Annotated in this window: 12 protein-coding genes; 5 read left to right on the top strand and 7 right to left on the bottom strand. The window is 73.1% G+C overall.

All coding sequences use genetic code 11. The annotated features are described in order from the left end of the window. Nucleotides 1-16: 16 nt before the first annotated feature. The 5 genes from glyS to H4F90_RS14030 form a co-directional block, all read right to left on the bottom strand. The gene (glyS, locus tag H4F90_RS14050; protein ID WP_182665674.1) at nucleotides 17-2,167 is read right to left on the bottom strand and encodes a glycine--tRNA ligase subunit beta; all 2,151 of its coding nucleotides are present in this window, start codon (nucleotides 2,165-2,167) and stop codon (nucleotides 17-19) included. Between the two features lie 2 nt (nucleotides 2,168-2,169). Then, complete coding sequence (gene glyQ / locus H4F90_RS14045) at nucleotides 2,170-3,135, bottom strand: glycine--tRNA ligase subunit alpha (protein WP_182665672.1); 966 nt, start codon at nucleotides 3,133-3,135, stop codon at nucleotides 2,170-2,172. Between the two features lie 123 nt (nucleotides 3,136-3,258). Further along, nucleotides 3,259-4,335: a type II asparaginase gene (locus H4F90_RS14040; RefSeq protein ID WP_182665670.1), complete on the bottom strand. Its 1,077-nt coding sequence runs from the start codon at nucleotides 4,333-4,335 to the stop codon at nucleotides 3,259-3,261. An 84-nt stretch (nucleotides 4,336-4,419) separates the two neighbouring features. After that, nucleotides 4,420-5,982 carry an apolipoprotein N-acyltransferase gene (gene lnt, locus H4F90_RS14035; protein ID WP_182665667.1) on the bottom strand — a complete coding sequence of 521 codons (1,563 nt, stop codon included), beginning with the start codon at nucleotides 5,980-5,982 and terminating at the stop codon, nucleotides 4,420-4,422. Next, nucleotides 5,979-6,869, bottom strand: coding sequence for an HlyC/CorC family transporter (locus tag H4F90_RS14030; protein WP_182665665.1), 891 nt, complete (start codon nucleotides 6,867-6,869; stop codon nucleotides 5,979-5,981). The genes lnt and H4F90_RS14030 overlap by 4 nt, the downstream gene beginning before the upstream one ends. 128 nt (nucleotides 6,870-6,997) lie before the next feature. Here H4F90_RS14030 and H4F90_RS14025 point away from each other — a divergent pair, with 128 nt between their 5' ends. From H4F90_RS14025 to hslU, 5 genes are all read left to right on the top strand, one after another. Continuing rightward, on the top strand, nucleotides 6,998-8,071 hold the full coding sequence (locus tag H4F90_RS14025) for a CobW family GTP-binding protein (protein WP_182665663.1): 1,074 nt from the start codon (nucleotides 6,998-7,000) through the stop codon (nucleotides 8,069-8,071). A 157-nt stretch (nucleotides 8,072-8,228) separates the two neighbouring features. Continuing rightward, nucleotides 8,229-8,852, top strand: coding sequence for an RNA polymerase-binding protein DksA (dksA, locus tag H4F90_RS14020; protein WP_182665662.1), 624 nt, complete (start codon nucleotides 8,229-8,231; stop codon nucleotides 8,850-8,852). Between the two features lie 55 nt (nucleotides 8,853-8,907). Beyond that, nucleotides 8,908-9,981, top strand: coding sequence for an STAS domain-containing protein (locus H4F90_RS14015; protein ID WP_182665660.1), 1,074 nt, complete (start codon nucleotides 8,908-8,910; stop codon nucleotides 9,979-9,981). A gap of 70 nt (nucleotides 9,982-10,051) precedes the next feature. Further along, nucleotides 10,052-10,600 carry an ATP-dependent protease subunit HslV gene (gene hslV / locus H4F90_RS14010; RefSeq protein ID WP_182665658.1) on the top strand — a complete coding sequence of 183 codons (549 nt, stop codon included), beginning with the start codon at nucleotides 10,052-10,054 and terminating at the stop codon, nucleotides 10,598-10,600. Next, the gene (gene hslU / locus H4F90_RS14005; RefSeq protein ID WP_182665656.1) at nucleotides 10,597-12,024 is read left to right on the top strand and encodes an ATP-dependent protease ATPase subunit HslU; all 1,428 of its coding nucleotides are present in this window, start codon (nucleotides 10,597-10,599) and stop codon (nucleotides 12,022-12,024) included. The genes hslV and hslU overlap by 4 nt, the downstream gene beginning before the upstream one ends. A 28-nt stretch (nucleotides 12,025-12,052) precedes the next feature. Here hslU and H4F90_RS14000 read toward each other — a convergent pair whose 3' ends face one another. Both H4F90_RS14000 and cobA read right to left on the bottom strand, forming a co-directional pair. After that, nucleotides 12,053-12,838: a type III pantothenate kinase gene (locus tag H4F90_RS14000; RefSeq protein WP_182665654.1), complete on the bottom strand. Its 786-nt coding sequence runs from the start codon at nucleotides 12,836-12,838 to the stop codon at nucleotides 12,053-12,055. 64 nt (nucleotides 12,839-12,902) lie between these two features. Then, on the bottom strand, nucleotides 12,903-13,715 hold the full coding sequence (gene cobA / locus H4F90_RS13995) for a uroporphyrinogen-III C-methyltransferase (RefSeq protein ID WP_182665652.1): 813 nt from the start codon (nucleotides 13,713-13,715) through the stop codon (nucleotides 12,903-12,905). Nucleotides 13,716-13,731 lie beyond the last annotated feature (16 nt).

The raw sequence follows: 13,731 nt of genomic DNA, 5'->3' as shown, positions 1-13,731 counted from the left end.
GGCTCCGGAGAAAAGATCAGGCGGCCAGGCGGGCCAGGTCGGCCACGCGGTTCATCGCGGCGTGCAGGGTGGCCAGCAGGCCGAGGCGGTTGGCGCGCAGCGCCGGGTCCTCGGCGTTGACCATCACGCCGTCGAAGAAGGCGTCGACCGGCGCGCGCAGCGCGGCCAGGGCCTGCAGCGAGGCGGTCAGGTCGCCGGCGGCGAAGGCGGCGTCGGCGGCCGGCTGCACCTGGGCCAGGGCCTGGGCCAGGGCGGCCTCGGCCGGCTCCTTGAGCAGGGCCGGGTCGATGCGGGCTTCGACGCCGCCCTCGACCTTCTTCAGGATGTTGCCCACCCGCTTGTTGGCCGCCGCCAGGGCCGCGGCCTCGGGCAGGGCGGCGAAGGCGCGCACCGCCGCCAGGCGCCGGGGCACCTCGGCCAGGCGGCCGGGGCGCAGGGCCAGCACGGCCTCGACTTCCTGCGCGCTGTAGCCCTGCTCGCGCAGGCTGCCGGCGAAGCGGTCGTCGAAGAAGCTGCGCAGGGCCTCGCGCGGGTCGGCGATCAGGCCGCCGAAGGCCGGAAGCGCGGCGGCCAGCAGCGCGTCCAGGTCCAGCGCGAGCTGCTTCTCGGTGATGAGGCGGATCACGCCCAGGGCATGGCGGCGCAGGGCGTAGGGGTCCTTGTCGCCGGTCGGCAGCTCGCCGATGCCGAAGAGGCCGACCAGGGTCTCCAGCTTGTCGGCCAGGGCCAGCACGGTGCCGGTGGTGTTGCGCGGCAGGGCGTCGCCGGCGAAGCGGGGCTTGTAGTGGTCCTCAAGGGCGAGGGCCACGCCGTCGCGCAGGCCTTCGTGGCGGGCGTAGTAGCCGCCCATCACACCCTGCAGTTCGGGGAACTCGCCGACCATGTCGGTCAGCAGGTCGGCCTTGGCCAGGCGGGCGGCCTGGTCGGCCTTGACGGCCAGCAGGTCAAAGTGGTCCTTGGCGTCCACCGTCCAGGGCTGCACGGCCGCGCCGAGCTGCTCGACCACGGCGTGGGCGATGCGCCGCACGCGCTCGCTGCGCTCGGCCTGGCTGCCCAGCTTGCCGTGGTAGACGACCTTGCCCAGGCCCGCGGCGCGCTCGGCCAGGGTCTTCTTGCGGTCCTGGTCGTAGAAGAACTTGGCATCGGCCAGGCGCGGGCGCACCACGCGTTCGTTGCCGCCAATCACCGCGCTCGGGTCGGCCGGGCGGATGTTGCTGACGATCAGGAACTGATGGGTCAGCTTGCCGGCGGCGTCGAGCAGCGGGAAGTACTTCTGGTTGGCCTTCATCGTGAGGATGAGGCATTCCTGCGGCACGTCCAGGAAGGTCGGGTCGAAGCGGCCGGTCAGCACATTCGGCCGCTCGACCAGGGCGGTGACTTCGTCGAGCAGGGCCTCATCCTCGATGGGCTTGAGCGCCGGACCGGCGGCCTGCGCGGCGGCGGCGAGCTGGCGCACGATCTCGGCGCGGCGCGCGGCGAAGCCGGGGATCACCGCGCCCTCGGCCTCGATCTGCGCGGCATAGCTGTCGGCCTCGCGGACCACCACCGGATCGACCGCCGCCTCGAAGCGGTGGCCGTGGGTGCTGCGGCCGGCCGTCAGGCCCAGGGCCTGCACCGGCACCACCGCCTCGCCATGCAGCGCGACCAGGCCGTGGGCCGGGCGGACGAACTTCACGTCGTGCCAGCCATCGGCGAGCTGGTAAGTCATCACCTTGGGGATGGGCAGGCCGGCGAGGGCCTCGTCCAGCGCGGCCTGCAGGCCGGCGGCCAGGGCCAGGCCGGGCTCGACGCGGTCGAGGAACAGGGCCTCGGCCTTGCCGTCGGGGGCGCGGCGCAGGCCGGCCACGGCCTCGGGGCCGGCGCCCAGGGCGGCCAGCTTCTTGAGCAGCGCCGGGCTGGGCTGGCCGGCGGCGTCCAGGGCCACGCTGGCGGGCATCAGCTTGACGGAAACGGCCCGGTCCGGCGCGACGGCGCGCACCGCCGTCAGGTGGGCGCCGAGGCGGCGCGGGCTGGCGTAGACGGTCAGCGCGCTGGCCTCGTCCAGCAGGCTGCGCTGGCGCAGGCCGGCCTGCAGCGTGCCGGCGAAGGCCTCGCCCAGCTTCTTCAGCGCCTTGGGCGGCAGCTCTTCGACGAAGAGCTCGACCAGCAGGTTCTTCACGTCGCTCATGCTCAGGCCGCCTTCTTCTCGTTCTTCTCTTGGGACTTTTCCTGCTTCGCGGCGAGCTGCGCCAGCACGTCCTCGGCCCATGCGCGCGGCGCCATGGGGAAGCCCAGGCGGGCGCGGCTGTCGAGGTAGCTCTGCGCGACGCTGCGGGCCAGCTTGCGGATGCGGCCGATGTAGGCCGCACGCTCGGTCACGCTGATGGCGCCGCGCGCGTCCAGCAGGTTGAAGGTGTGGGCGGCCTTGAGCACCTGCTCGTAGGCCGGCAGCGCGAGCTGCTGGCCCATCAGCTGCTCGGCCGTGCCTTCGTGCGCGCCGAAGGCCTGCAGCAGGAAGTCGACGTTGCTGTGCTCGAAGTTGTAGGCGCTCTGCTCCTGCTCGTTCTGCAGGTAGACGTCGCCATAGCTCAGGCTGCGGCCATGGGCGTCGGTGGTCCAGACCAGGTCGTAGACCTTCTCCACGCCCTGCAGGTACATGGCCAGACGCTCCAGGCCGTAGGTGATCTCGCCGGTGATGGGCTTGCAGTCGATGCCGCCGACCTGCTGGAAGTAGGTGAACTGCGTCACCTCCATGCCGTTGAGCCAGACCTCCCAGCCCAGGCCCCAGGCGCCCAGCGTGGGGTTCTCCCAATCGTCCTCGACGAAGCGGATGTCGTTGCGCTTCAGGTCGAAGCCCAGGGCTTCGAGGCTGCCGAGGTAGAGCTCCAGGATGTCGGCCGGCGCGGGCTTGAGCACGACTTGGAACTGGTAGTAGTGCTGCAGACGGTTGGGGTTCTCGCCGTAGCGGCCGTCCTTGGGGCGGCGGCTGGGCTGCACGTAGGCGGCGTTCCAGGGCTCGGGGCCGAGCGCGCGCAGGAAGGTGGCGGTGTGGCTGGTGCCGGCGCCGACCTCCATGTCATAGGGTTGCAGCAGGGCGCAGCCGCGGTCGCTCCAGTACTGCTGGAGGCGGAGGATGATCTGTTGGAAGCTCAGCATGGCGTCGGGTCGGCGCGCCATGCGGGGTGCCGGCGGCCAGGGCGGCGATTCTAGGAGCCGGCCCCCGGGCCGGCCGGGCCGCCGGGGGCTTCCCGGGGCCCGGCCGGGAAGCCCGGTGGGCGCTCAGTAGCTCCAGAAGATGCGCTGCAGCTCCTGCGCATCGCGCGGCCGGCTCAGCGCCAGCAGGGCCAGGATGCGGGCCTTCTGCGGGCTCAGGTCGTGGGCGACGACCCAGTCGTTCGCGTCGTCGGGCTGCTCGGCATTGCGCAGCACGAAGCCGCCGCCGTCCACCCGGCTGCTGCGGATGATGTGCAGGCCCTCGCCGCGCAGGCGCTTGAGCACGGGCACGATGCGGTCGGCCACCGAGCCGTTGCCGGTGCCGGCGTGGACCAGGGCCACCGCGCCGCGCGCGGCCGCCTCGTAGGCGCTGGCCGGCACATTGCCGTAGCCGTAGACGATCTCGACGGTCGGCAGGGTCTGGATCGCGTCGAGGTCGAACTCCGAAGCCGTGGTGTGGCGCTTGACCGGCGCGCGGAACCAGTAGCTCCTGCCCTCGACCACCATGCCCAGCGGACCCCAGGGGCTGCGGAAGGCGGCGGTGCTGATGTTGACGGCCTTGCTGACGTCGCGGGCGGTGTGGATCTCGTCGTTCATCACCACCAGCACCCCCTGGCCGGCCGATTCGCGCTGGGCGGCCACTTGCACCGCGCCCAGCAGGTTGAGCGCCCCGTCGGCCGACAGCGCCGTGCCCGGCCGCATCGAGCCGACGACGACGATGGGCTTGGCGCTGCGCACCGTCAGGTGCAGGAAATAGGCGCTCTCCTCCAGCGTGTCGGTGCCGTGGGTGACGACGATGCCGTCGACCGCCGGGTCGCGCGCCAGGGCGGCCACCCGCCGCGCCAGGGTCAGCAGGTGGGCGTTGGTGAAGCTTTCGGACGCGATCTGGAAGAGCTGCTCGCCGCGCACCTGGGCGACCTTCTCCAGCTCGGGCAGGCCGGCGATCAGCTTGTCGACCGGCACCTTGGCGGCCGCATAGCTGGCGCTGTTCACGGCGCTGGCGCCGGCGCCAGCGATGGTGCCGCCGGTGGCGACGATGACGATGCGCGGCAGCGTCGCGGGCTGGGCCTGGGCCAGCAGGCTGGTGGCGATCAGGAGGGCGGCGGTCGCGAGGTGGCGCAGGCCGGGGGTGAGCAGCTTCATCGCGGGGCTCCGGGGTCGAGGTGCCCGGAGGCTAGCGTGAACCGTGCCGACGCCGCACCCCGTCGTGTCCGCGCCCCCCGCGCCTCAGCCCCGCCGCGGGCGTCGCCAGGCGCCGAGGGCCAGCACGGTCAGCCCGGCCAGGCCGGCCAGCGGCGCCAGGCCCCAGCGGCCGGCCCAGCGGGTGTAGGGCGTCAGGCCCTCGCGGCCCTCCACCTGCACCTGCAGCACGCCGCGTTCGCCATGCGGCAGCGCGTCCAGCAGCCGGCCGCGGTGGTCCAGGGCCACGGTGGCGCCGGTGTTGGTCGCGCGCAGCATGGGGCGCTGCAGCTCCAGGCTGCGCATGCGCGAGATCTCGCGGTGCTGATCCAGCGCGCGGCTGCCGTCGAACCAGGCCAGGTTGCTGAGGTTGACCAGCACGGTCGGGGCGTCGCCGCGGCCGACGTAGCGGGCGGCCAGCTCCTCGCCGAACAAGTCCTCGTAGCAGATGTTCGGCCCGATGCGCTGGCCGGCCACCGCCAGCGAGGGCGCGACGATCGGGCCGCGGCCGAAGTCGCCCAGGGGCATGCGCATCAGGTCGACGAACCAGCGGAAGCCGGGCGGGATGAACTCGCCGAAGGGCACCAGGTGGTGCTTGTCGTAGCGGTAGGGCGGCGCCGGTTCGGCCGCGCCGGGCGGCAGCGGGCCGCTTGCGGGCGGCAGGGCCGCCGAGAAGCCGGCCACCGAGTTGGTGTAGGCCAGGCGGCCGTCGGCTTCCAGCCGGGTCAGGGGCAGGCCGAGCAGTGCGGCCTTGCCACCGGCCGGGCCGCCCGGGGCGAAGGCCTCGCTGAGCGCGGCCCACAGGCCGGGCGGCAGGTCCTGCGGCAGCAGGGGCAGCGCGGTTTCGGGCGCGACCACCAGATCGGCCGGGCTGTCGGCCAGCCTGGCCATCAGCCACTGCAGCACGGCGGGCTGCAGTGCCGGGCTGAATTTCTCGCCCTGCGGCACGGCGGTCTGCAACAAGGCCACGCGCAGGGTACCGGCCGGGCGGGTGAAGTCCTGCGGCAGGGCCAGCGGCGCCAGGCCGAGCAGCGCCGCCGCCAGGCCGTGGCGCAGGCGCGCCCCGCCGCGCAGCACCGCGGCCAGCAGCGCGCCGAGCGCGGCCGCCCAGGCGCCGATGCCATAGACGCCGACCCAGGGCGCCAGCGCCGCGCCCGGCCCCTCCAGGTGGGCGTAGCCGCTCGCGGCCCAGGGGAAGCCGGTGAAGATCAGCGCCCGCGCCAGCTCGGCCAGCAGCCAGAGTGCGGCGAAGACCGGCACGTCGCGCCCCACCCGGCCGCTGCGCAGCCGCACGGCCAGGGCCATCGCCCCGGCCAGGTAGAGCGAGAGCGCGGCGCTGAGTGCCGCCACCGCCGCCGCGGCCAGGGCGCCCGGCATGCCGCCGTGGCTGTGCATGCTGATGTAGAGCCACCACACGCCATGGGCCAGCCAGCCGAAGCCGAAGGCCAGGCCCAGGGCTGCGCCCTGGCGCGGCGTGGCGGCGCGGCCAAGCAGCAGGGCCAGGCCCGCGACGCAGGCGATCTGCAGCGCGGGCAGCGACCAGGGCGCGAAGGCGAAGGCCTGCAGCGCCCCCAGGCCCAGCGCCAGGGCGGCGGCGCGGCCGGGGCTCACGGCGCCTCGTGCTCGGCGGCCGGGGCCTCTGCGCTGCTGCGCTGCACCTTGAACCAGCGCACGGCCCCGCCGCGCGCCAGCATCACCGAGAAGGCCAGGCCGCCGAGCCGCACCGTCTCGCCGCGGCGCGGCACGCGGCCGTGCTCGGTGGCGACCAGGCCGGCCACGGTGTCGTGCTCTTCGTCCGACAGGCTGCTGCCGAGGCGGGCGTTGACCTCGTCGATCGGCGCATCGCCGGCCACGCGGTAGCTGCCGTCGGCGAGGGTGAAGACGCCGGACTCGCCGTCCTTGTCGTCGAACTCGTCCTCGATCTCGCCGACGATCTCCTCGAGCACGTCCTCGATGGTGATCAGGCCCGCGGTCTTGCCGAACTCGTCGATGACGATGGCCAGGTGGTTGCGGTTGCTGCGGAAGTCGCGCAGCAGCTCATTCAGGCCCTTGCTCTCGGGCACGAAGACGGCCGGCCGCAGCAGGGTGCGCAGGCTCAGCTCGGGCGCCCGCTGCAGCTTCAGCAGGTCCTTGGCCATCAGGATGCCGATGATGTTGTCGCGCTCGCCCTCGTAGACCGGAAAGCGCGAGTGCGCGGTCTGGATGACCTCGTCGAGCAGGGCCTCGTAGGGCGCGTCGATGTCGAGCAGGTCCATGCGCGGCGCGGCGACCATCACGTCGCCGGCGCTCATCTCGGCCATGCGCAGCACGCCTTCGAGCATCTGGCGCGATTCGGGCTCGATCAGCTCGCGCTGCTCGGCCTCGGCCAGGGTCTCGATGAGTTCGTCGGTCGAATCGGGACCGGGCGAAAGGAATTCGACGACGCGCTCGAACAGGGAGCGCTTGTCGCCGCCGGTTTCGGCGCCTCGCGGCGGCCGACTCGGATGGGCGTCTGACACGGCAGGTGTCGGTAGTCGGGACGGCGCGAGAATACCCGAGGCCCATGACGGCCCCCGGCTCGCCCCTTGAAGCGGGGGCCCGGCGGCCCCATCTGCGCTCCCTCCACGACATCCCCACAGGTCCTGCCATGTCCCAAGGTCTCATCCCCGCCACCATCCTCACCGGCTTCCTGGGCAGCGGCAAGACCACCCTGCTGCGCCGCGTGCTGACCGAGGCCCATGGCCAGAAGATCGCCGTCATCGAGAACGAGTTCGGCGAGGAGAACATCGACAACGAGATCCTCGTGGCGGACACGAACGAGCAGATCATCCAGATGAGCAATGGCTGCATCTGCTGCACCATCCGCGAGGACCTGCGCGTGACCCTGGCCACCCTGGCCGAGAAGCGCCGCAAGGGCGAGCTGGACTTCGAGCGCGTGGTCATCGAGACCACCGGCCTGGCCGATCCGGGGCCGGTCGCGCAGACCTTCTTCATCGACGACGAGATTGCCGAGAGCTTCCTGCTCGACGCCATCCTGACCCTGGTCGACGCCAAGCATGCGCAGCAGCAGCTCGACAGCCGCCAGGAGGTTCGCCGCCAGATCGGCTTCGCCGACCGGCTCTTCCTCAGCAAGACCGACCTGGTCGAGCCGGCCGAGGTCGAGGCCCTGGTGCACCGGATCAAGCACATGAACCCGCGTGCGCCGATCCAGAAGGTGCATTTCGGCGAGGTGCCGATCGCCCAGGTCTTCGACCTCAAGGGCTTCAACCTGAACGCCAAGCTCGACATCGACCCGGACTTCCTGAACGCCGACGACCACGGCCACGGGCACGACCACGGCCATGCCCACGGGCATGACCATGACTGCGGCCACGACCACGCCCCCGGCGAGGCCTGCGACCACCCGCATCACCACCATCACGACGACGATGTGAAGAGCTTCGTCTTCCGCAGCACCAAGCCCTTCGACCCCGAGAAGCTCGAAGACTTCCTCGGCGCCATCGTCAACGTCTACGGCCCGAAGATGCTGCGCTACAAGGGCGTGCTGCGCGTCAAGGGCATGGACCGCAAGGTGATCTTCCAGGGCGTGCACCAGCTGATGGGCAGCGACGTCGGGCCGAAGTGGGCCGAGGGCGAGGCCAAGCAGAGCCGGCTGGTCTTCATCGGCGTCGACCTGCCCCGCGAGCTGCTGGAGCAGGGGCTCGAGGGCTGCCTGGCCTGAGTCCTGCATGCGGCTTGTCACGGCGGTTCGGCGCCCCCTTGCGAGGGAGCTGCCGGAGCGCCGGATGGCGTCGCTACAATCCGCGCGCTTTTGAGCCCGGGCCCCGTCATCCGACGGCCGGCCGGGCCCAGGGTCCAGCCCCAAGGAGGCCGCATCCGTGAGCCAGTTTCCTGCCTCGCCGAAGCCGGCCGTGAAACGCGCCGCACGCAAGACGGCCGCGGCACCCTCGGTCGAGACGCCGGCCCCCGTGGTCGACCCCGAGCCCCTTCCCGTTCCTCCGCATCCGACGCCTGCCGTGAGTGATCTCTCCTCCCCCGCCAAGAAGAAGCCCGATCCCAAGCTGGTGAACGCCTGGAAGACCAAGCCGGGCCGTGAGCTGAGCGAGGCCGAGCTGCTTGCGATGCCGGAAGACGCCTACATGAACGAGCAGCAGCTCGACTTCTTCCGCGCCAAGCTGATGCAGCAGAAGAACGACCTGCTCGACAACGCGGGCGAGACGACCGAGCACCTGCGCGAGGACACCTCCATCGTCCCCGACCCGGCCGACCGCGCGACGATCGAGGAAGAGCACGCCCTGGAGCTGCGCACCCGCGACCGCGAGCGCAAGCTGCTGAAGAAGATCTCCCAGTCGATCTCGCGCATCGAGACCGGCGAATACGGCTACTGCGACGAGACCGGCGAGCCCATCGGCCTCGGCCGCCTGCTGGCCCGCCCGACCGCCACCCTCTCGCTGGAAGCGCAGCAGCGCCGCGAGATGAAGCAGAAGATGTTCGGCGACTGAGCTGCGGCATGCGGACCTTCCGCCGCCTGGGCCTTGCCGCCCTGCCGGTCCGCGCATGAGCGAGGACCCTGCGGCCCGCTTGCGCAAGCCGCGCGCCGGCCTGTTCGTGGAAGTTGCCCGCCGCCTGCGGGCGGGGCCGCCGCCGGCCCCGATCGATGCAGCCTCCAGCTTCGGCCTGACCGGCCCCGACACCTTGATCGCCCGCGGCGAGCTCAAGGCCATGATCGAGCGCAAGCGCCGCAACGACTTCGTCCGCAAGCGCGAATTCGACGCGCTGCGCCGCCTGCGCCGCGAGGGCCCGACCGTCGTCGGGCCCGCCACCCTGGAGCCCAGCTCCATGCTCGACGACAGCGTGCTGCCCGGCCTGTCCGAGGCCCGGCGCCGCGCCGAGCAGGATGTGCGCGCCAAGATCGACGCGATCGAGCGCGAGATGAGCACCGAGGCCCTGCCCGGCAGCACGCGCCCCGGCGAGGCCGCGGCCGCCGAGCCCCCGGCGCCGGCGCCCTCCGCCCGGGCCGGCCGTCGCCGCTTCGAAGGCTCCACCCTCCTGCCTGACCCCTGGCCCGCGCTGCCCGAGCCGCCCGCCCATGCCGGCGTCCACGAGCCGGGTCTGGAGGCGGCGGCCTTCGCTTTCGCGCGCGGCGCGGTCGAGGCGGCCGAGCAGGCCCTGCGTGCGCGCATCGCCCCCGGCGCCGCCCAGGCGGCCGAACCCGAAGCCTGGCGCGCGCTGGCCGACCTGCTGCGGGCCGTGGGCCGTGCGCCGGCCTTCGAGGCCCTGGTCCGTGATTTCCAGGACCGGTTCGGCGACGCCGTGCCGCGCTGGGTCCGGCCGCAGCCGCCGATCGCCGCCGAGGGCCTGCTGCGGCTCGACGGCGTGCTGCAGGCCCCGCTGGCGGCCCGCCTGGCCCAGCCCGAGCTGCTGGCCCTGCGATGCGGCACCCTGGTGCTGGATTGCCGCGAGCTGCAGCGCATCGAACCGGCCGCGGCCGCCGAGCTGCTGCACTGGGTGCTGCAGCGCCGGGCGGCCGGCTGCCAGCTGCGCATCGAGCAGCCGCACCGGCTGATCGTGCCCCTGCTGCAGGCCATCGGCCTGCCGGCCCACGCCGCGCTGCAGCCGCGCGAGGATTGAGCCGATCCTGTCCGCCGCGCCCGCCCGGGCGCCGTGCGGAACCGTTTCCCCTTCCTGCCCTCTTGCTTCCATGGACAGCTACCACGGCACCACCATCCTCGGCGTGCGTCGCCGCACCGAAACCGGCTGGCAGGTCGCCCTGGGCGGCGACGGCCAGGTCACGCTGGGCGTGATCGTCGCCAAATCGACCGCCCGCAAGGTGCGCAAGCTGCACCGCGGCCAGGTGCTGGCCGGCTTTGCCGGGGCGACGGCCGATGCCTTCACCCTCTTCGACCGCTTCGAGGCGCAGCTCGAGAAGCATCAGGGCCACCTGATGCGCGCCGCCGTGGCCCTGACCCAGGACTGGCGCAGCGACCGCGTGCTGCGCAAGCTCGAAGCCATGCTGGCCGTGGCCGACCGCGAGCACAGCCTCATCATCACCGGCAACGGCGATGTGCTGGAGCCCGAGCACGGCATCGTCGCCATCGGCTCCGGCGGCGCCTACGCCCAGGCGGCGGCCAAGGCCCTGGTCGACCACACCACGCTGGGCGCCGAGCAGGTCGTCAAGCAGGCCCTGACCATCGCCGGCGAGCTCTGCATCTACACCAACCTGAACCACACCATCGAGGTGCTGGAATGAGCACGCCCCTTGCCCCCACCCCGGCCGCCGGCCCCGCCGACGGCCTGCGCGACCTGAGCCCGGCGCAGATCGTCGCCGAGCTGGACCGCCACATCGTCGGCCAGCACGAGGCCAAGCGCGCCGTGGCCATCGCCCTGCGCAACCGCTGGCGGCGGGCGCGGGTCGAGCCCGGCCTGCGCGCCGAGATCACGCCCAAGAACATCCTGATGATCGGCCCGACCGGCGTGGGCAAGACCGAGATCGCGCGCCGCCTGGCCCGGCTGGCCGATGCGCCCTTCATCAAGGTCGAGGCCACCAAGTTCACAGAGGTCGGCTATGTCGGCAAGGACGTCGACACCATCATCCGCGACCTGGTCGAGGTGGCCGTCAAGCAGGCCCGCGAAGCCGCCGTGGCCGCCCAGCGTGCGAAGGCCGAGGATGCCGCCGAGGAGCGCCTGCTCGACGTGCTGGTGCCGCCGCCGCGCAGCGCCGCCGTGCGCAGCGGGCCCTTCGGCTTCGCCGGCGAGGCCGAGGCGCCCGCCGCGCCCGCGGCCGAGAACACCGCCCGCCAGGTCATGCGCAAGCGCCTGCGCGAAGGCAGGCTGGACGCCACCGTGATCGAGATCGAGCTGGCCGAGGCCCGGCCCGGCGTGGAGATCGCCGCCCTGCCCGGCATGCCGGGCATGGACGAGATGGCCGAGCAGCTCAAGGGCCTGTTCGCCGGCCTGGGCGCCGGCAAGCGCGCGACGCGCAAGCTGCCCATCGCCGAGGCGCGCCGGCTGCTGCTGGACGAGGAGGCTGCCAAGCTCGTCAACGAGGACGAGACCCGCGCCCTGGCCCTGCAGCGGGCCGAACAGCACGGCATCGTCTTCATCGACGAGATCGACAAGGTCGCCAGCCGCGGCGGCAGCAACGGCCAGGCCGAAGTCAGTCGCCAGGGCGTGCAGCGCGACCTGCTGCCGCTGGTCGAAGGCACGACGGTCAGCACCAAGTACGGCATGGTGCGCACCGACCACATGCTCTTCATCGCCTCCGGCGCCTTCCACCTCAGCCGGCCCAGCGACCTGATCCCCGAGCTGCAGGGCCGCTTCCCGATCCGCGTCGAGCTGGGCGCGCTCGGCGTGGCCGAGTTCGAGGCCATCCTCACCGGCACCGAGGCCAGCCTGACCCGCCAGGTCACGGCCCTGCTGGCCACCGAAGGCGTCACCCTGCAGTTCACGCCCGAGGGCGTGCAGCGCCTGGCCGCCATCGCCTGCGAGGTCAACGAGCGCACCGAGAACATCGGCGCGCGCCGCCTGGCCACGGTGATGGAGCGCCTGCTCGACGAGCTCAGCTTCGACGCACCGGCCCGTGCCGGCCAGACCGTGGTGATCGATGCGGCCTATGTGGACCAGCGCCTGGCCACGCTGGCGCGCAACGAGGACCTGTCGCGCTTCATCCTCTGAGCCGCCGCGGCGGCGGCCTGCCGCTCGTTCAGCCGGCGGCCACCCGTGCGCGTTCGCGCGCCTCGGCCACGGCCAGCAGGCCGTCGAAGATCAGGCCGTCGACCAGTTCGTGCGGCACGCTCAGGTGCGGGGCCATCTTCCAGCCTGCGCCGCCGCTCATCACCACCCGCGGGGCCAGGCCGCAGCGCGCGGCCAGGTGGCGGTGCATGCGCTCGATCGCGCCGGCAATCGCATAGGTGCCGCCGCTGGTCAGCGCATCGCTGGTGTTGGTCGGGAAGGGCACGACCTCGCCGGTCGGCACGCGCAGGCCGGCCGTGCCCGATTCCAGGGCGCGCAGCATGATGCCGTGCCCCGGCAGGATCAGGCCGCCGAGGAAGCGGCCCTCGGTGTCCAGGGCATCGACCGTGACGGCCGTGCCCACCATCACCACCAGCACCGGCCGCCGGTCGCCGGCCTGGCGCTGCCGCCAGTGCGCACCGATCAGCGCCACCCAGCGGTCGCTGCCCAGGCGGGCCGGATGGTCGTAGCCATTGCTGACGCCGGCTTCGCGCAGCGCCGGCACCACCCAGCGCGGCGGCAGGTTGTCCCACAGCTCCAGCTGCTCCTGCACGCGGCGGCGCACGGTGTCGCCTGCCACGCAGCAGCCGATCATGGCTTCGGGGGGCGGCAGGACCGCCCAGTCGCGCTCGGCCAGCTGCTCGATGTGTTCGAGGAAGACCACGCCCTGGGCCAGCGGCTCGCTGCCGGGATCGGCAGCCGCATGCAGGGCCCATTTCAGGCGGGTGTTGCCGACGTCGATCGCAAGCAGGCTCATGGCGGCCGCATCATGCCATCGTGCCGACACGGGCCCGACATCCGGGCGTCACCGGGCGGCTGCCTCAGCCGTGGCCCTGCCGTGCGACGGTGTCCGTCCTCGCCTCCGCCAGCGCCTCGCGCGCCAGCGCAGCCGCATGCAGTACCTCGCCGATCACCAGCACGGCGGGGCTGGCGTAGCCCTCGCGGGCGATCAGCGCCGGCAGCCCGGCCAGGGTGCTGACGCCCAGGCGCTGGGCCTCGGTGTGCGCGGCCTGCACCACGGCGGCGGGCGTGTCGGCCGGCAGGCCGCCTTCGATCAGGGCCTGGGCGATGGCCGCGCTGCGCGCCACGCCCATGTAGACGACCAGGGTCAGGGCGCTGGCTCGCGCGGTGGCGGCCAGGCTGGCCCAGTCGGGGCCGGCGCCGCCGTCCTGCGCATGGCCGGTGACCAGCACCAGGCCGCGCGCATGGCGGCGGTCGGTCACCGGGATGCCGAAGGCGGCCGGGCCGGCCACGCCGGCGCTGAGGCCGGGCACGACCTGCACGTCCAGGCCGGCTTCGCGCAAGGCATCGACTTCCTCGCCGCCGCGGCCGAAGACGAAGGGGTCGCCGCCCTTGAGCCGCACCACGCGGCGGCCGGCGCGGGCCTCGCGCACCATGAGCTGGTGGATGAAGGCCTGCTCGGTCGACACGCAGCCGCCCCGCTTGCCCACCGGCAGCACGCGGGCTTCGGGCTTGAGCAGGGCCAGCACGCGGCGGTCGACCAGGTCGTCGCACAGCACCACATCGGCTTCGCCGAGCAGGCGGGCCGCGCGCAGGGTCAGCAGCTCCGGGTCGCCGGGGCCGGCGCCGACCAGCCAGACGGTGGGCAGGGGGCGGGGGGCGGGGGGGCGCATGGCGGGCTCCTCGGTG

This window comes from Aquariibacter albus (assembly GCF_014145335.1).
Lineage (GTDB): Bacteria > Pseudomonadota > Gammaproteobacteria > Burkholderiales > Burkholderiaceae_C > Aquariibacter > Aquariibacter albus.
This window is presented reverse-complemented; position numbering and strand designations above follow the sequence as displayed.